The 17,238-nt window shown below is 69.9% G+C and carries 14 protein-coding genes; 5 read left to right on the forward strand and 9 right to left on the reverse strand.

The genetic code is table 11. The features are described from left to right. Window positions 1–97: 97 nt before the first annotated feature. Window positions 98–805 carry a phosphatase PAP2 family protein gene (locus tag PQS31_RS01235; protein ID WP_272760862.1) on the reverse strand — a complete coding sequence of 236 codons (708 nt, stop codon included), beginning with the start codon at window positions 803–805 and terminating at the stop codon, window positions 98–100. Further along, window positions 795–2,090, reverse strand: coding sequence for a flavodoxin-dependent (E)-4-hydroxy-3-methylbut-2-enyl-diphosphate synthase (gene ispG, locus PQS31_RS01240; RefSeq protein ID WP_272760863.1), 1,296 nt, complete (start codon window positions 2,088–2,090; stop codon window positions 795–797). The genes PQS31_RS01235 and ispG overlap by 11 nt, the downstream gene beginning before the upstream one ends. A 117-nt stretch (window positions 2,091–2,207) precedes the next feature. On the opposite strand from ispG, the gene PQS31_RS01245 reads away from it, so the two are divergent. Both PQS31_RS01245 and PQS31_RS01250 read left to right on the forward strand, forming a co-directional pair. Then, a complete protein-coding gene (locus PQS31_RS01245; protein ID WP_272760864.1) occupies window positions 2,208–3,449 on the forward strand; it encodes an ATP-binding protein in 1,242 nt (413 codons plus the stop codon). After that, window positions 3,446–4,021: a response regulator gene (locus PQS31_RS01250; RefSeq protein WP_272760865.1), complete on the forward strand. Its 576-nt coding sequence runs from the start codon at window positions 3,446–3,448 to the stop codon at window positions 4,019–4,021. Before PQS31_RS01245 ends, PQS31_RS01250 begins: the two co-directional genes overlap by 4 nt. A gap of 333 nt (window positions 4,022–4,354) precedes the next feature. On the opposite strand, the gene PQS31_RS01255 is transcribed toward PQS31_RS01250, so the two are convergent. Both PQS31_RS01255 and PQS31_RS01260 read right to left on the reverse strand, forming a co-directional pair. Beyond that, complete coding sequence (locus PQS31_RS01255; protein ID WP_272760866.1) at window positions 4,355–4,888, reverse strand: copper chaperone PCu(A)C; 534 nt, start codon at window positions 4,886–4,888, stop codon at window positions 4,355–4,357. 63 nt (window positions 4,889–4,951) lie between these two features. Further along, on the reverse strand, window positions 4,952–7,150 hold the full coding sequence (locus tag PQS31_RS01260; protein WP_272760867.1) for a TonB-dependent receptor: 2,199 nt from the start codon (window positions 7,148–7,150) through the stop codon (window positions 4,952–4,954). A gap of 108 nt (window positions 7,151–7,258) precedes the next feature. Between PQS31_RS01260 and xseA the strand changes: the two genes are divergently transcribed. The 3 genes from xseA (at window position 7,259) to PQS31_RS01275 (ending at window position 12,113) form a co-directional block, all read left to right on the forward strand. Then, window positions 7,259–8,602 (forward strand): exodeoxyribonuclease VII large subunit, encoded by a 1,344-nt coding sequence (gene xseA, locus PQS31_RS01265; protein ID WP_272760868.1) that lies wholly within the window; start codon window positions 7,259–7,261, stop codon window positions 8,600–8,602. 351 nt (window positions 8,603–8,953) lie between these two features. Next, window positions 8,954–10,603: an acetolactate synthase large subunit gene (locus tag PQS31_RS01270; protein WP_272760869.1), complete on the forward strand. Its 1,650-nt coding sequence runs from the start codon at window positions 8,954–8,956 to the stop codon at window positions 10,601–10,603. A gap of 43 nt (window positions 10,604–10,646) precedes the next feature. Continuing rightward, window positions 10,647–12,113, forward strand: a complete 1,467-nt coding sequence (locus PQS31_RS01275) for an aldehyde dehydrogenase family protein (protein WP_272760870.1) — start codon at window positions 10,647–10,649, stop codon at window positions 12,111–12,113. 17 nt (window positions 12,114–12,130) lie between these two features. Here PQS31_RS01275 and PQS31_RS01280 read toward each other — a convergent pair whose 3' ends face one another. The 5 genes from PQS31_RS01280 to PQS31_RS01300 form a co-directional block, all read right to left on the reverse strand. Continuing rightward, a complete protein-coding gene (locus PQS31_RS01280) occupies window positions 12,131–13,930 on the reverse strand; it encodes a GGDEF domain-containing protein (RefSeq protein ID WP_272760871.1) in 1,800 nt (599 codons plus the stop codon). A gap of 79 nt (window positions 13,931–14,009) precedes the next feature. Beyond that, on the reverse strand, window positions 14,010–14,246 hold the full coding sequence (locus tag PQS31_RS01285) for a hypothetical protein (RefSeq protein ID WP_272760872.1): 237 nt from the start codon (window positions 14,244–14,246) through the stop codon (window positions 14,010–14,012). A gap of 37 nt (window positions 14,247–14,283) precedes the next feature. Next, window positions 14,284–15,063 (reverse strand): SAM-dependent methyltransferase, encoded by a 780-nt coding sequence (locus tag PQS31_RS01290; protein ID WP_272760873.1) that lies wholly within the window; start codon window positions 15,061–15,063, stop codon window positions 14,284–14,286. Between the two features lie 31 nt (window positions 15,064–15,094). Beyond that, window positions 15,095–15,658, reverse strand: coding sequence for a GNAT family N-acetyltransferase (locus tag PQS31_RS01295; RefSeq protein ID WP_272760874.1), 564 nt, complete (start codon window positions 15,656–15,658; stop codon window positions 15,095–15,097). After that, window positions 15,655–17,208, reverse strand: coding sequence for a M20/M25/M40 family metallo-hydrolase (locus tag PQS31_RS01300; protein WP_272760875.1), 1,554 nt, complete (start codon window positions 17,206–17,208; stop codon window positions 15,655–15,657). The genes PQS31_RS01295 and PQS31_RS01300 overlap by 4 nt, the downstream gene beginning before the upstream one ends. Window positions 17,209–17,238 lie beyond the last annotated feature (30 nt).

Raw genomic sequence — 17,238 nt, forward strand, 5'->3', positions numbered from 1 at the left:
ACGCGCGCGTCTGCGGATGCAGGCCACGCGCATGGTGCAGAACCGGGCGAAGACGAGTGACACGCGCCACCCTGCGCGCAGCGCATCGATGATTCGGCTACGCGGCGCCCGACCTGCCGAACCGCCCGAGCCGCGGCGGGTGATAGAGCAGCAGATAGACCCCGACCACCCAGATCGAGGCCGCGGCCCAGCCGGCCAGGATGTCGGAGGGGTAATGCACCCCCAGATACACGCGCGACAGCCCCACCATCGGCACGAACACCGCCATCGCCGCGATCACCCACCAGCGCGCCCGCGTGGGCCAGGCCAGCAGCACGAGCACGAGCGCGAGCGTCATCGATCCCATCGCGTGGCCGCTGGGGAAGCTGTAGGTCGGCTCCGGCGCGATCGATTCCCAGAGGCTGGGCCGGTCCCGCGCGAACAACTGCTTGGCGCCGATGTTGAGCAGGGCCGAGCCCCCCGTGGCCAGCGCGGCGAACAGGCCGTCGCGCCAGCGCCTCATCGCGAGCAGCACCAGCACCAGACCGATGTCCACCGGCACCACGCCCTTGGCGTAGCCGATCTCGGAGAAGAACAGGAAGACGCGATCGAAGCCGTCGCGCGCGGCCGCCTGCGCGAACAGCAGGATCGGCTCGTCGAACGGAATCGCCTCGGCTTCGTGCACCTCGTCGGCCAGCTCCATGAACGCCCACATCGGCAGCAGCACACCGGCGAACAGCAACAGGAGCTTCCAGCCGTGGCGACGCAGCAGGCCGCCGGTTTCGCGTGAGCCTTCGGCGATGACCTCGCCGCCGTCAGGCGGCATCGGTCGCACGCCCGTAGTGGCGGTGCACGTAGTCGTCGACCAGCGCGACGAACTCCTGCGCGATGTTGTCGCCGCGCAGCGTCACCGCCTTCTCGCCGTCGATGAACACCGGGGCCGACGGCGCCTCGCCGGTGCCCGGCAGCGAGATGCCGATGTTGGCGTGGCGCGATTCGCCCGGGCCGTTGACCACGCAGCCCATCACCGCGAGCGTCATGTTCTCGGCGCCGGGATGCGTGACCTTCCACTCCGGCATCTTCTCGCGCACATGGTCCTGGACCACGCCGGCCAGTACCTGGAAGAACTCGGACGTGGTGCGGCCGCAGCCCGGGCACGCGGTGACCATCGGCGTGAATGCGCGCAGGCCCATCGTCTGCAGCAGCTCCTGGGCCACCACGACTTCCTTGGTGCGCGAAGCGCCGGGCTCGGGCGTGAGCGAGATGCGGATGGTGTCGCCGATGCCTTCCTGCATCAGGATCGCCAACGCGGCGCTCGAGGCGACCATGCCCTTGCTTCCGATGCCGGCTTCGGTGAGCCCGAGATGCAGCGCGAAATCGCAGCGCGCGGCGAGATCCCGATACACCGCCACCAGTTCCTGCACGCCGCTGACCTTGGCACTGAGCACGATGCGGTCCCGGCCCAGGCCCAGCGCCACCGCGCGATCGGCCGAATCCACCGCCGAGCGGATCAGCGCTTCGCGCAGCACCTTCCCCGCATCCCAGGGCACGGCGCGCTGGGCGTTCTCGTCCATCAGTGCCGCCGCGAGCGACTGGTCCAGCGAGCCCCAGTTGGCGCCGATACGCACCGGCTTGCCGTAGCGCATCGCGAATTCGATCAGCTGGGCGAACTGGGTGTCGCGCTTCTTGCCGAAGCCGACGTTGCCCGGATTGATGCGGTACTTCGCCAGCGCCTCGGCACAGGCCGGCTCGCCCGCGAGCAGCTGGTGCCCGTTGTAGTGGAAGTCGCCGATGATCGGCACCTCGATGCCCTGCATCGCCAGCCGCTCGACGATCCGCGGCACCGCGGCCGCGGATTCGGGGTTGTTGACCGTGATGCGCACCAGCTCGGAGCCGGCGCGCCACAGTTCGCCGATCTGCCGGGCGGTGGCCGCGACATCGGCGGTGTCGGTGTTGGTCATCGACTGCACGACGACCGGCGCATTGCCGCCGAGGGCGACGCCGCCGACGCGGACCTGACGGGTGCCGCGGCGCGCGGCCGCGCCGAACTCGGGCAGGCGCACGGGCTCGGACAGGCAGGCGTCGGGCGAAGAAACGGGCTGGGCGGACATTCGCGCAGTTTACCGGCTCCGGCCGTGGTGTTCGCTGACGCGCCGCGAAACCCCCGGCCCGGGTGCGACCGCCGGCCGCAGGGCGTGCGGGCGGCCCGTGCACTAGGATGGCGGGCGATGCAGCCGCAACCGCCCGCCACCGCGCTCGTCCGCACGCTCTACAGCCTGCGCTGGCTGGCCGTCGGGGGCCAGTCGCTGACCATCCTGTGGGCCACCCACGGTTTCCACATGGCCTTGCCGCCCGGTCCGCTGTGGGGGCCGGTGGCGGTGCTGGCGGTGTTCAATCTGCTGGTGCATCTGCGTCTGCGCAGCGCCCGCGATGCGGTGCCGGCCGAGGCCTTCGCCCACGTGCTGGTCGATACCGCCGTGCTGTCCTGGCTGATCGCCTGGACCGGCGGCATCGCCAATCCGTTCGCGTCGCTGTTCCTGTTGCCGATCGCACTGACGGCGATGGCCCTGCCGGCCGCCTGGGCGGTCGCCAGCGCGCTCGCCGGGCTGGTCGGCTATCTGTTCGCGGTGCTGTTCGGCCAGCCCCTGCCGCACCTGCATGCCGGCTTCGATCTGCACCTGCTCGGCATGGCGGTGAATTTCGTGCTGTCGGTGGCACTGGTGCTGTACCTGCTGCTGCGCCTGGCGGGCGCGCGCGACCGGCGCGAGCGCGAGCTCACCGCGCTGCGCGAGCGCTTCGTCCGCAACGAGGGCATTCTCGCCCTGGCCACCCATGCGGCCTCGGTCGCGCACGAGCTCAATACGCCGCTCGGCACGATGACCCTGCTGCTCGACGACCTGGACACCAGCGGCCTCGGCGAGGACGGCGCTGCGGACGTGGCCACGCTGCGTCGCCTGGTCGACACCTGCCGCGACCGCGTGCGTTCGCTGGCGAACCCGGCCGATCCGGCCTCCAGCACGCGGGTGGACATCGGTCGCGTGCTCGAACACTGGCAACTGGTGCGTCCGGCGATCACGCTCGAACGCAGCGGCAACGTCGATCCGCAGCAACGCGTGGACCGCACCATCGGCCATCTGCTGCTGGCCCTGCTCAACAATGCCGCCGATGCCAGCGAGGCCAACGGCAGCGGCCGCGTGGATCTGCACCTGCAGCTCGCGGACGGCGTACTCGACGGCACGATCCGCGATTACGGCACCGGCTTCGACGCGCAGGCGCCGTTCCTGCCGGTGCTGTTCCGCAGCGGCAAGCCCGACGGACTGGGCATCGGGCTCGCCCTGTCGCATGCGGCGATCGAACAGCTCGGCGGCGAACTGGACATGGACGAAGCCGACGGCGGCGGCGCACGGGTGCACTTCCGTGTGCCGGTGGATCCGGCCGACCTCCCCCTTCCTTCCGGGACCACCGCATGAAAGGCCTGCTGGTCGACGACGACACCCTGTACCTGGACGCCCTGCGGCGCGCGCTGCAACGCCGCGGCATCGAGTGCGAGATCGCGCCCGACGCCGCGACGGCGCTGGCCGTGGCCGCCCGCACCGCGCCGGACTTCGCCTTGGTGGATCTCAAGCTGGGCGAGGCCTCGGGCCTGTCGCTGATCGAACCGCTGCGCGCGATCCGCGCCGACATGCGCATCCTGCTGGTCACCGGGTACGCGAGCATCGCGACCGCGGTGGAAGCGATCAAGCGCGGCGCCGACGACTACCTGCCCAAGCCGGTGTCGGCCGACACGCTGCAGCGCATCCTGCTCGACGCCGATCTCGGCACGGCGGCCGCGCCGGCCGATCCGGGCGACGACGCCTCGATCGAAAGCCCGACGATGATTCCGCTGCACAGGCTGGAGTGGGAACACATCCAGCAGGCGCTCAACGAGACCGGCGGCAACATCTCCGCGACCGCGCGGCTGCTGGGCATGCACCGCCGCTCGCTGCAGCGCAAGCTCGCCAAGCGTCCCGGGCCGGAACGTCGGCCACCGACGGACGGGTGAGTGCGTGCCCGGCCGTGCAGGGCCGGAATCGCCCGGTTCCACAGGGGCCCGACGCCTGCCGGCACTTGCACCTGCGCGCGATGGCGCGTTCCGAAGAGGCCTTCGCGCGCGAGCGCGCTCCTACAGGAGCCGGCGCGCGGTCCATGTAGGAGCGCGCTTGCGCGCGAACGGGATCACCGAAACCTCGCGGGCACTATTCCACCGCTTCCAAATCCATCGAACACGCATGGCGCACGCGCACACGCACAGCGCCATCCGGCTCCGCCTGCGTGCACCGGGCCACGTGCATGACGCCTCGTCCCGCTGCGTCTGCGCTCTGGACGCGCCTGCCGATCAGTGTCCCGAATGCCCGCCGGCCGCCGGCGCGTCACCAGCGAGCGGGCGGACCTCGAACTGCACCGTCTGCTCCGGGGCGTTCTGGAAGCGCAGCGTGGCCTCGATCGTCTGACCCGCGCGTACCGGCTCGACCGGGCCGATGAACATCAGATGGTTGCCGCCGGGGCGCAGGCTCACGTCCGTACCGGCGGGCAGTTCGACGCCATCCGCCAGTTCCCGCATGCGCATCACGCCGCCGGCGTGGGACATCTCGTGGATCTCGACGCTGGCCGAGGCCGAGGTCTCCACCGCGACCAGACGATCACCCGCGTCGCTGCGCAGCGTGAGGTAGCCGCCGGCGACGGCGGCATTGGGCGGGGTCTCGCGGATCCAGGCATCACTGACCTGAACGCCCTGGGCCGCGCCGGTGGAGGATGCGGCCGCCGGATCGGCGGATGACGCCGGCGTCGCCGCGCCCTCGGATGCGGGCTGGCAGCCGGCCAGTGCGATCGCGGCCAGGCAGCCGGCGGCAAACAGGGTCGATCGTGACATCGCGGAAACTCCTTGGACTGCGGCGCGGGGGCGCCAGCGTGACGTGATTATCGCCTGCCCGGCCTACATGCGCAGGCGCAGGGCCAGTTCGACCGAGCGCGGCTCGCCCAGATACACCATGTCGGTGCCGATGGCGTGCATGACGTAGATGCGGTCGCCGAGGTTGCGGCCGCGCAGCTCGAGCGACAGCGTCGGCGTCGCCTGCCAGCGCAGGTGGGCGCCCCAGAGCGCGTAGCCGGCGGTCTGCACGGAGTTGGCGGCATTGGCCTGGCGCGCGTCGACGGCGCGCAGGTCCACGCCGGTGCTCCATTCCGGCGCGAGTGTGTAATCGACCCACAGGTTGCCGACCCGCGCCGGCGTGTTCGTGGGTCGGTTGCCGGCGCGCGAAACCACCACGCCCGATACGGTTTCGGTGAAATCGTCGAGCCGCGCATCCACCCAGCCGGTATTGGCCTGCAGCCGCAGTGCCTCGACCGGCCGCCAGTCGATGGTGGCTTCCACCCCGCGCGCCGACTGCTGGCCCACCGGCAGCGTCTGCCCGGGATTCGCGGGGTCGGCGATTGCCAGATTGGTGCGCACGATGCGGTAGGCCGCGAGCGTGGCCGCGCCGCGCCCGTCGTGGAACGCGCCCTTGGCACCGGCCTCGATCTGGCGGCCTTCGCTGAGATCGAAATCGCGCAATGCGGAGAAGCCCGCGGTCGAGAGGATTCCCGACGGCGGATCGGCCGCGGTGCTGGCCTGCACGTAGACGCTGGTGCTGTCGTCGAGATCGAGGTTCAGGCCGACGCGCCCGGTCTCGGCGGTGTAGTCGCGGCCCCAGCGCGCCGGATTGGTGGCGGTCGCGGCCCGGTGGTTGATCACGTCCAGCGCGATGCGCTCGTGGCGCAGACCGGTCAGCAGGCCCAGCCGCGGGGTCAGCCGGGTCATGTTCTCCAGCGACAGCGCCTGCGTGCGCAGGCGGTTGGTGGCACCGGGCTGGTAGCCGGGTGCCGTGCCGGGGATGTCGAAGAAATAGCCCGGAGTGTGCGCATCGAGCGGCATGGTATCGATGGTGCCGGCGATGGATTGCGGATAGCGAGTCTGCCGGTTCCACGCCAGTTCGAGCCCCGCCGCCCATTGCGTCGGGCGGCCCCACAGCACACCGTCGACGGTCCAGTCGGTGCGGTTGCCGGTGACCTGCTGGTCGTGGCGCTGCTGCAGCACGCCCGAGCGCTGCACGCCGTCGCGCGCGGCGGTATAGCGGTAGGTCTCGACGTTGCGGTAGTCGCGCTGCGCGTCGTAGCGATACAGGGTGTTGCGCACGCGGCCGGCGCCGCCGCCGTCCCATTCGAGCAGCGAACGCGCCCAGCTGACGTCCTGGGCGTAGAACCCGTCGCCGACGTTGTAGTTGCGACCGGCGGTGCCGGGCAGAATGCCCAGCCGCCCATCGGCGCCGAGCACCGCGGGCGATCCCCAGTACACGCGTGCGTTGTCCTCGGCCTGGGCTTCGATCGCCAGCGTGTGCACCAGCGTGGGCGACAGCTTCCAGGCCCAGGACGCGGCACCGGTCCAGGCCTCACGCCGCTCGTTGTCCACCCAGCCGTCGCGCGCGCTGTAGCCGGCATCCACGCGCAGCGCGTGCGCCCCGTCGTCGCCGCCGACCCGGTGGTTCAGGCCGCCCGCCAGCACCCGGCTGTCGAAGCTGCCGATGCTCGCGACGCCGCCTGCCTCGTCGGCATCGAAGCGTGCACGCCGGGTCACGTAGTCGATCGTGCCGCCGACCGCGCCCGCGCCGGAGAGGAAGCTCGACGGGCCGCCCACCGCCTCCACACGTTCGTACATCCAGCCGTCGACCGGGCGCGCCGCGATCGAGGCGTACTGCACGTTGATGCCGTTGAACAGCTGCGTGACCTGGGCGCCGGAAAAGCCGCGCCAGGTCACCGCATTGCCGTTGCCCGGCGGCGAGGCGACCACCAGCCCGGGCAGCGCGAACAGCGCCTCCTGGGTGTTGCGCACACCGCGCGCGTCGAGCGCGTCGCGGTCGATGCGGAACACCGAGGCCGGCGTTTCGCGGATCGAAAGCTCCAGTCGCGTGCCGCCATCGGCGCCGGCATCGAGCGCGGTGCGCGCGCCGGTCACCGCGATACGGTCCAGGGTGACCGCATCCGGTGGCGGGCCATCGACGGCCAGTGCGGCGCCTGGCAGGGACACGAGCAGGGCCAGCGGCGTCAGACGCGGCAGGCGACGGCGACAGGCGCCGTAAACAGAGGGAGAACGGGTCATGCGGCCGCCACGATCGAGGGCCCACGAGGCTAGGCGCGCATCCTGGCCGCGCCAATGCGACCCGCTGTCGCACCCGGCCCCGGCGGTCCGCGCAGGTATCCTGTGTCGATGCACGACGCCCCCGCCTCTGACGTTCTGACCCCGAGCCAGCTCAACATCCTCGCCCGCGGACTGCTCGAGGATGCGTTCCCGTCGGTCGTGGTCGAAGGCGAGCTCGGCAATGTCTCGCGCCCGGCGTCGGGCCATCTGTACTTCACGCTCAAGGATGCGCGCGCCCAGGTGCGCTGCGCGCTGTTCAAGCCGAAGAGCCAGTGGCTGCGCTTCGTGCCGCGCGACGGCCTGCAGGTGCGCGCGCGGGGCCGGGTCACGCTGTACGAGGCGCGCGGCGAGTACCAGCTGATTCTCGACACGCTGGAAGAGGCCGGCGAAGGCGCCCTGCGCCGCGCCTTCGATGCGCTCAAGGCCCGGCTGCAGGCCGAAGGCCTGTTCGAGGCCGCGCGCAAGCGCGCCCTGCCCGCCATGCCGCGCCGCCTGGGCGTGATCACCTCGCCTTCCGGCGCCGCTGTGCGCGACGTGCTCAGTGTGCTCGGACGCCGCTTTCCGCTGCTCGAAGTCGACATCCTGCCGGCCCTGGTGCAGGGCGCCGAGGCGCCGGCGCAGTTGTTGCGGATGCTGCAGGCCGCGGGCGCTTCAGGGCGCTACGACGTGCTGTTGCTGACCCGCGGCGGCGGCTCGCTCGAAGACCTGTGGGCGTTCAACGACGAGGCCCTGGTGCGCGCGGTCGCGGACTCACCGGTGCCGGTGGTGTCGGCGGTGGGGCACGAAACCGACTTCAGCCTCGCCGACTTCGCTGCCGACCTGCGTGCGCCGACGCCGTCGGCCGCGGCCGAGCTGCTGACGCCCGACCGGATCGATCTGCTCGGACGCACGCGCCAGCTGCAGCGTCATGTCGAGACCGCGCAGCGCCGCGCGCTGCAGGACCGTCACCAGCGCGTCGACCGGCTTGGCCTGCGCCTGCAGGCCCTGCGTCCGCAGGCGCGTCTCGACGCGCTGCGCGCCCGTCAGGACACGGCCATGCGGCGGCTGGCCGCCGCATTCGACCGCCGGCTCCAGCAACAGCGGGCGCGCGTGCGTCACGCGGGCGCCGTGCTGCAGGCCTGTTCGCCGCAGCGCCGGCTGCTGGCGCTGCACCAGCGTCTGGCATTGCTGGGCGCGCGTCCGGAGGCCGCCCTGCGCCGCCGCCTGCAGCGGGACGCGCTGCAGTTGCGGGGCCTCGCGCGCTCGCTGGAAGCGGTCAGTCCGCTGGCGACGATCGCCCGCGGCTACAGCATCCTGCAGCGGGAGGACGGCACCGTGGTCCGCCGCGTCGACGACGTCACGCCGGGCGATACGCTGCAGGCGCGGCTGAGCGACGGCCACCTGAAGGTGCGCGTGGCGTCGTCGGACGCCTGAGGCGCCGAGGGCGCACACGCCCGCATCGGGATCCGGGTCGGAACCGGTGCCGACGTGGCACCGGCACGTGCGGGCTTGCGTGAGAATCGGCGTGGCGTGCGCGGAGCCCGGAACCTACGACGACGCCTCATCGCCCGCGGGCGCTCCTGCAGGCGCACCCCCCGGTGTGCAGGACCGTGCTCACGCGCGACGGCGGCGCGCTGCATCACGTTCGCGCGTGACCTGTCGGCGCTGCGCGCGTACTCATACTGACCGTCGCCGCTCCGAACACACCGTCCCACGCCATCTCGCCCGCTGCTCACGCTGCCACTGGCATGCTGGACGCCTACGTCACGACGGAGTCCCCGCACGATGACCAAGGCGTCCGACCTGTTCGTCCAGGCGCTCGAAGCCGAGGGCGTGACCCACGTGTTCGGTATTCCCGGCGAGGAGAACCTCGATCTGCTCGAGTCGCTGCGCGCATCCGACATCGCGCTCGTGCTCACCCGTCACGAACAGGCCGCCGGCTTCATGGCCGCGACCTACGGACGCCTGACCGGCAAAGCCGGCGTCTGTTTGTCGACGCTCGGACCCGGCGCCACCAATCTGGTGACTTCGGCCGCCTACGCCCAGCTGGGCGCGATGCCGATGCTGATGATCACCGGTCAGAAACCCATCCGCACCAGCAAGCAGGGGCATTTCCAGATCGTCGACGTCGTCGACATGATGCGTCCGCTGACCAAGTCGACCCACCAGCTGGTGTCCGCCGACAGCATTCCCGCGCGCGTGCGCGATGCGTTCCAGCGCGCGGAGGAAGAGCGTCCCGGCGCCACCCATCTGGAACTGCCGCAGGACATCGCCGGCGACGACACCGACGCGCGTCTTCTGCCCGCGCCCTACACGCGCCGCCCCCTGGCCGAGCACAAGGCCATCGCGCACGCGGCCGAGGCGATCCGCACTGCCAAGCATCCGTTGCTGATGCTCGGCGCCGGCGCCAACCGCAAGACCACCGCCAAGATGCTGCGCGCCTTCGTCGACCGGCTCGGCATCCCGTTCTTCAGCACGCAGATGGGCAAGGGCGTGCTCGACGAAACGCACCCCCTGTGGCTGGGCACCGCCGCGCTGTCGGACAAGGATTTCGTGCACCGGGCGATCGACGCGGCCGACTGCATCATCAACATCGGCCACGACGTCATCGAGAAGCCGCCGTTCTTCATGCACCGCGGCCGGCGCACGGTGATCCATGTGAACTACGCGAGCGCCGTCGTGGACCAGGTGTACTTTCCGCAGATCGAAGTGGTGGGCGACATCGCCAATTCGGTCTGGCAGCTGGCCGAGGCGCTGGATGCGCCGCAGCCGCATTGGGACTTCGCGTTCTTCGACCGCGTGCGCGGCGCGCTGTGCGAGAACATCGCCGAACTCGCGGCCGACGATCGCTTCCCGCTGCACGGCCCGCACCTGGTCAAGACGCTGCGCGATGCGCTCGGCCCGCGCGACATCGTCTGCCTCGACAACGGCCTCTACAAACTCTGGTTCGCACGTAACGACCGCTGCCGTGAGCCGAACACCCTGCTGCTCGACAACGCGCTGGCGACGATGGGCGCGGGCCTGCCGTCGGCGATCGCGGCCAAGCTGGTGCATGCCGACCGGAAGATCGTCGCGGTCTGCGGCGACGGCGGTTTCCTGATGAATTCGCAGGAACTGGAAACCGCGGTGCGGCTGAAGCTCGATCTGGTGGTCGTCGTCTTGCGCGACGATGCCTACGGCATGATCAAGTGGAAGCAGCAGCACGAGAACTACCCGGTCTACGGCATGGACTACGGCAATCCGGATTTCGTGCGCTACGCGGAGAGTTACGGCGCGCGGGGCCACCGCCCGGACAGCGCCGCCGCATTCGCGGACGTCCTGCGCACTGCGCTGGACACGCCTGGCGTGGATCTGATCGATCTCGCGATCGACTATTCCGACGACGACGCCCTGCTCAATACCGACATTCCCGCGCGCAGCGCCGCGATCGACTGATCCACGCCGCGTGCTTCTTTTCCGTCCGTTTCCGGAGCGCCCTATGGCCAAGAAGACGACCGCCCGCAAGCCCTCGGGCCTTGCCCCCAGCTATCCCTACTACCTCGCCAACGCCGCCGTCGCGGCGAACACCGATCTCGAGGTGCGCGACAAGTACAGCGGCAAGGTCGCCACGCGCGTCGCGATGGGCGATGCGGCGGCGATCCGCAAGGCGATCGTCGCCGCACACAAGGCGCGCGGGGCGATGGCCGACTTTCCGCCCGACAAGCGCCGCGACGTGCTCGAGCACTGCGTGCGCCGCTTCGAGGAACGCTTCGACGAACTCGCGCTCGCGCTGTGCATCGAGGCCGGCAAGCCGATCAAGGATGCACGCGGCGAAGTCACCCGCCTGATCGACACCTTCCGCATCGCCGCCGGCGAAGCCACGCGCAGCGAAGGCGAAGTGATCGAGCTGCAGATCTCCGAGCGCACGCGTGGCTACCGCGGCATGGTCAAGCGGGTGCCGATCGGCGTGTGCAGCTTCATCACGCCGTTCAACTTCCCGTTGAATCTCGTCGCGCACAAGGTCGCACCGGCAATCGCGGCCGGCTGCCCGTTCGTACTGAAGCCGGCCGCGAAGACGCCGGTCGGCGCGCTGATCATCGGCGAGATCCTCGCCGAGACCGACCTGCCCAAGGGCGCGTTCTCGGTGATTCCGTGCAGCAACGAGGACGCCGCGGCGCTGACCGAGGACGAGCGCATCGCGCTGCTGAGTTTCACCGGCGGCCTGGTCGGCTGGGACCTCAAGGCGCGCGCCGGCAAGAAGAAGGTGGTGCTGGAACTCGGCGGCAACGCGGCCTGCATCGTCGACGAGGACCCCGGGCTGCCGCTGGACAAGGTGGTCGAACGCCTGGTGTTCGGCGCGTATTACCAGTCCGGCCAGAGCTGCATCGGCGTGCAGCGCATCTATGCGCACCGCAGCGTGCACGAGGCCCTGCGGCGCAAGCTCAAGAAGGCGATCGGCGCGCTGCGCAGCGGCGATCCGCGTGATGAGAACACGTTCGTCGGGCCGGTCATCGACAGCGATGCGGCCGACCGCATCGAGTCCTGGATCGACGCCGCACGCAAGGGCGGCGCCAAGGTCATCGCCGGCGGCAAGCGCGAGGGCAACATCATTCCCGCGACATTGCTGGAGAAGGTGCCGCGTGATGCGGATCTCGAGCGCAAGGAAGTGTTCGGACCGGTCGCGCTGCTGGAGCCGGTCGACAGCTTCGACGCGGCGATCGCGCGGGTGAACGACAGCGACTTCGGCCTGCAGGCCGGCGTGTTCACCGGCAATCTCGCCCACGCGATGCGCGCCTGGGACCGGATCGAGGCCGGTGGCGTGATCGTCGGCGACGTCCCGAGTTTCCGCGTCGACAACATGCCCTACGGCGGCATCAAGGATTCCGGCTGCGGCCGCGAGGGCGTGAAGTACGCCATCCGCGACATGACCGAAGAACGCCTGCTGGTGATCCGCGACCCGGCCTGAGCCGGGTTGCTGCCCGCTCAGGCGATGGCGCGATCGGCGTCGGCGTCGCGGGTCCGTCCGGCTGCGGCATCGATGGCGTCGATCGCGCCCCCGCGCAATGCACTGCGCAGCAGATCGATCGGGGCCGGCGGCGTCGAGGACGTATCCGGCTCCATCCCGGCCTCGAACACGCGGGTCTGCCGTCGCCCGCCCCGCTTCGCCGCATACATGGCCTGATCGGCCTGGCGCATCAGCGTGGCGAGGCTGTAGTCCGCGGTCTCGACCGAGGCCACGCCGAAGCTGGCAGCAATGCGGAACCCGTAACCGGCGGCCCCGGTATCCACCGCGCCGAAGCGGGCCTGCGCGTCGCCCGCCAGTCGTGCTGCCGCCGCGGCATCCAGGCCGGGCAGAAACAGCGCGAATTCCTCGCCGCCCAACCGACCGAACGCATCGACGTCCCGGCACAGCGGACGCACGGCCTCGGCCACGCGTTGCAGGGCCCAGTCGCCGGCGGCGTGCCCGAAGCGGTCGTTGACCTGCTTGAAATGGTCGAGGTCGAACATCACCAGCACCGCAGGCTCCGCGTTGCGTGCGCATTGCACGAGCGCAGCGGCGGCGCGCTCGGAAAAGTGCTGCCGGTTGCAGATGCCGGTCAGCGCATCGGTCTCGGTCATGCGCTTGAGCCGCACCTGCAGCCGCTTGGTCTTGTAGGCCCAGTACCCCACCGACGTCAGCCCGGCGATGAGCACCAGCGCCAGCAACAGCCAGTTCTGCGCACGCTGCTCGGTGACGCGCTTCTGCAGCTCCAGCACCTCGTTCTTCTGCCGCAGCAATTCGATCTGCTGCGCCTGCTGCAACGACTGGTGGCGCACGACCTGATAGGCCATTTCGCGCGATTTCACATCGTTGAAGTGGGCGCGTTGGGCTTCGGCGTACAGGCGGTATGCCGATAACGCGGACTCGAAATCTCCTTCTGCCGCGGCCAGAAGATATTGCACATGATGTGCCTTGACGTTCGCCTCTGCCGACATCGCCTCGGTGCTGATGGCGAGTGCATTTGCGGCATGCTGACGCGCGACATCAGCAGCACCCGCCTTCATCGCCAGCTCGGCGAGCAGCGCGTGATATTGCGCTATGAGAAACGGATAACCTGTCGACTCGACCTTGGCCAAATATCCGGCAAGCAGAGTGATCGCTTCGCGTTCACGTCCCTGCATGGCCATCTGGCTCGCCAGATGCCATCGAATGAACGCGGCGATGATCGGCTCACCCTCGCACTGCTCGAGCCCGCGGTACGCAACGGCGTCTGCAAACGAATGGCCGAGTCCGTTTTCGGCCTCAAGCTTGACGCTCGTGATGATGCACGTTGTGCGGACGCTGGGTTGATCAGCTGCTATGGCATCTGCATAGCGCAGTGCCAGAGCGTACTCGCCGACCTGGTTGTATACGATCGCGGCGACCAGGAGCCCACGGTGTCTGACTTCCCTGTCGTCCATGGCGTCTGCAAGGACAAGCATTGCATCGAGCGCACGCAATGCATCCTCGAACTGCCGTTGTATGGAGTAGGTGTTGGCGAGCATCGATGCCGCGATGAATCGCGTCTGTTCATCGCTGCCACTTTCCAGAACCGCTCTGAGTTCCGAGATCGCGGCCGAAGAATCGCCGGCCAAGATGGATCGGTGCACGCGAAGCATCTTTATGCGGCTGAGCTGCGACTCCGTGGCTTCGGGACGCAATTCTTCGATCCGGTCGAGAAGCCGTTCGGCGCGGGCCGGATCCGACGTGCGTAACGAGTCAGCCTCGTCAATCAAGGCATCCAGTCGAGAATGGGCCAGCACGCTTCCCGCAAACCCGAGCGCGAGGACGGCCGCGAAGAGGCCACATAAAACGGACCTCCTCGATGATCCGCACTCCGGCTCAAGGGGTGTCCGCTTCCTGCCCATCCTGATCCCGCCTACCGTTATCGTCCTGATCCGGCTGATCCTGTTGCGGCTCGGTCTCGCCATCATCTGGCGCGACCACGATGCAGTTCATCGTTGACACGCGGAACTGCCGCACCTCTTCGCCCAAGGACAGCAGCAAGTCGCGATCGTTGCCCGTTGAGAACGCACTTTCCATTCCCACAGCTTCGAGCTGTGCGACGACATCCAACATGTATCCCCCTTGAGATCGATTCAGAGCGCGAAAAACTTCATCCGCCAGGAAACAAACGAACCCACATCCCCTCGTCCCGCACCATTGCCCGCCCCGGCGGCACCACGAGCGTGGTGTGCTGGTGCAGCGTGGCGTCGACGAGCCCCCTGAGCGGCACCCGCTCCACCCGGGGCCGCGCGACCGCGAGCGTAGCAGCTTCATAGAGCGTCACGACATGGTCCAGGGGGTAGTCCTCCGACAAACGGTCGACCAGCAGCGCCCGCTCGGCGGCCGTATTGCTGAAACGCCCTGTGTCGCGGATTCCGGCCACGCCCACCTGCCACAGCACCAGCCACGCGGACGGGTCGATGATCCGGCGGTAGAACATGAACTGGCTGGCCTCGTAGTGCTGGCAGCCGACCTCGCCCGGGTCGACGCCGAGATCCGCGTACAGGCAGTCCTCGGCCGAGATGCCCGGCTCCATCACGGCCTGGAAGCCCTCGGCACGCGCTGCGGCGATCGCCCGGTGCGGGACGCAGGCGAACACGCCTGGATGGCCGTAGAACGCACCGCAGACCTCGCGGCCGGCGCGCACTTCGGCCAGCATCGCCTCGACCATGTCGGCGTAGGTGCGGTGGCGTGAGCGGCCCTCGCTGTAAAAAGGCTGCAGGCTGCGGCAGTCCGCATTCATGCGCATCACCCACTCTTCCACCAGCGGGTCGGAGACGGCGACGAACACCACGTCGGCGCTCTCGATGTGGCGCCGGGCCCGGGGCCCCAGGTGCGCGCCCAGCATCATGCCCACACCCACACAGGCCAACCGGCCCTGGCTTTCCATGCGTGATCCGCCCCCGTGCGAAGGCGGCAATCTAGACTGTGACCGGCGTCGCGGCAAGCGCCTGCAGGCGCGTCTGGTCCATCCGCCAGCGTGCCCAACCGGTCTCGGCATCGAGCGGGACGAATCCGAGGGACCGCATCAGCCCCTCCGCCGCGGCATGGCCGGTGCGATGGCGGGTCCACACCGCCTCGAGGCCACCGGCGCAGACCACCCGCGGCAGCAGCGCCGCCAGCGCTTCGCGGGCGATGCCGCGCGTGCGCGCACCGGCGCCCAGCAGCAGACCGGTCTCGGCCGTCGTCCGCCCCGCATCGATCACCAGCGACAGCAGGCCGAGTGCGTGCGGTCCCTCGTCCAGCCGCCAGTAGCGCGCCTTGGGCGGCGCACTGCGCATCTGGCGGAGCGCGGCCGCCAGCGCGCGGCCGGCCGCCTCCCTGTCGAGCGGCGCGCCGACCTGCGCCATCGTGTCCGCATCGCCATACAGCGCGGCGAACAGCGCGCCGTCGGTCTCGCACAGCGGTGTGGCCCGCAGACGCGTGGTGGTGAACGCGCCGGGCCAGACCTCCGACACATCGATACGCCCGCCATCGCCGCTCATCGCGCGCGGGCACCCTCGGCCAACGCGTGCAGCAGATCGACATAGGACTTCTCGACCTCGGCCAGACCCGCCGCCCCGACGCCTTCCGCCGGGCGGATCAGCATGTATTCGTCCGGCCCGTGCGCGCCCCAGCCGTGGCCCAGACCGCCGAACACGAACGGCAGATCCAGCGTCCGCGTGAACTGGTAGAACGGCGCGCTGCCCGCAAGCCACGGCGCCACGCGCGCCTTGACGCCGTACTTGTTGAACACGCCGATCGCGGCCTGCACCAGCGGCGCATCGGCCGGCGTGGCGGCGGCGGGATAGCCGGACAGCGGCCGGATCACGACGTCGTCGAACCCGCCGGCATCCAGATGCGCGCGGATCATCGCGTAGGCGGCATCGGGCTCGAGGCCGGGCGGCAGGCGCGAGTCGAGCTTGGCCGTGGCCACGTGCGGGAGGATCGTCTTCATGCCCGCGCCGGTATAGCCGCTCCAGAGGCCATCGATATTGAGCGTCGGCTCCCACAGGTTGCGCACGATGGCCTCGCGCCCGGTGAGTCCGTCGATCCAGCGCTCCACGCCGAGCGAGCGCTGCAGCGCGGCATCGTCGACATCGGCGGCCAGCGCGTTGACCAGGGCCTGCTCGGCTTCGGTGGGCGGCGTGACCGCCTCGTAGTAACCGGGAATCGCCACCGTGTTGCCGTCGGCCGAGGTCAGCGAGGCGATGGCCTGCACCAGGCGCAGCGCCGGTGCGTCGACCAGGGACTTGAACGAGCCGTGGATCTCCGCGCGGGTCGGGCCGCCGTGCGCGCCGCCGCGTGCTTCGAGTTCGAAGTAGATGATGCCCTTCACGCCGAGGTTGAGCTGGGCATCGCCCGTGGCGCTCTGCACCAGCATCGGAAAGAACGCGCCATCGGCCGCACGCAGCCGATCGCGCCAGGGCGCCAGCACGGCGCCGAAGTTCGGCGAACCCAGTTCCTCCTCGCCCTCGGCGACGACGTAGAGATTGACCGGCAAGGTGCCCTCGACCGCCAGCATCGACGCGACCGCATTGAGAAATGCCCGTTGCGGGCCTTTCTGGTTCATCGCGCCACGCGCCATCAGCACCGTGCCGAGCTCGTGGTCGACCAGCTCGCCGGCGAAGGGATCGGCGATCCGCCAGTTCGGCTCGACCGGCTGCACGTCGTACATCATGTAGACCACCAGCGTGACCGGCGCGCCGGCGTCGTAATGGCCGAGCACGCCGGGATGACCGGGCGTCTCCACCCGCTGCACCTCCTGGAAGCCCAGGCTGCGCAGGTCGTCGGCCAGCAGATCGGCCATCGCCGCGATGCCGTCGTCGGTGGCGCTGATCGAGCGCTGGCGCACCCAGCGCTGCAGTTGCGCGACATGCGCATCCTGCTGCGCATCGATATGCGCATAGACCGCGTCGTGGCGTCCCGCGTAGGCCGGCCGTGCAGTGGAATCGAACCGGGCCTCGGTCGTGAACGGGTAGACGGGGCGTTCGGCGTGGGCCGATGCGATCGCCAGCAGCACTGCGGACGACAAGGCGATGGTGGACAGGCGCATCCTTGGCACTCCCGGGTCAGGTCACCGGAT

The sequence above is a fragment of the Luteimonas sp. BLCC-B24 genome (assembly GCF_028550595.1).
In the GTDB taxonomy this organism is placed as follows: domain Bacteria; phylum Pseudomonadota; class Gammaproteobacteria; order Xanthomonadales; family Xanthomonadaceae; genus Luteimonas.

Excerpts from the sequence above, each read along its gene's own strand:
- PQS31_RS01285 (WP_272760872.1), bottom strand. The coding sequence starts at position 14,246 with ATGTTGGATGTCGTCGCACAGCTCGAAGCTGTGGGAATGGAAAGTGCG.
- xseA (WP_272760868.1), top strand. The coding sequence starts at position 7,259 with ATGCACGACGCCCCCGCCTCTGACGTTCTGACCCCGAGCCAGCTCAAC.
- PQS31_RS01290 (WP_272760873.1), bottom strand. The coding sequence starts at position 15,063 with ATGGAAAGCCAGGGCCGGTTGGCCTGTGTGGGTGTGGGCATGATGCTG.
- PQS31_RS01270 (WP_272760869.1), top strand. The coding sequence starts at position 8,954 with ATGACCAAGGCGTCCGACCTGTTCGTCCAGGCGCTCGAAGCCGAGGGC.
- PQS31_RS01250 (WP_272760865.1), top strand. The coding sequence starts at position 3,446 with ATGAAAGGCCTGCTGGTCGACGACGACACCCTGTACCTGGACGCCCTG.
- PQS31_RS01260 (WP_272760867.1), bottom strand. The coding sequence starts at position 7,150 with ATGACCCGTTCTCCCTCTGTTTACGGCGCCTGTCGCCGTCGCCTGCCG.
- PQS31_RS01245 (WP_272760864.1), top strand. The coding sequence starts at position 2,208 with ATGCAGCCGCAACCGCCCGCCACCGCGCTCGTCCGCACGCTCTACAGC.
- PQS31_RS01295 (WP_272760874.1), bottom strand. The coding sequence starts at position 15,658 with ATGAGCGGCGATGGCGGGCGTATCGATGTGTCGGAGGTCTGGCCCGGC.
- PQS31_RS01235 (WP_272760862.1), bottom strand. The coding sequence starts at position 805 with ATGCCGCCTGACGGCGGCGAGGTCATCGCCGAAGGCTCACGCGAAACC.
- PQS31_RS01255 (WP_272760866.1), bottom strand. The coding sequence starts at position 4,888 with ATGTCACGATCGACCCTGTTTGCCGCCGGCTGCCTGGCCGCGATCGCA.
- PQS31_RS01275 (WP_272760870.1), top strand. The coding sequence starts at position 10,647 with ATGGCCAAGAAGACGACCGCCCGCAAGCCCTCGGGCCTTGCCCCCAGC.
- ispG (WP_272760863.1), bottom strand. The coding sequence starts at position 2,090 with ATGTCCGCCCAGCCCGTTTCTTCGCCCGACGCCTGCCTGTCCGAGCCC.
- PQS31_RS01300 (WP_272760875.1), bottom strand. The coding sequence starts at position 17,208 with ATGCGCCTGTCCACCATCGCCTTGTCGTCCGCAGTGCTGCTGGCGATC.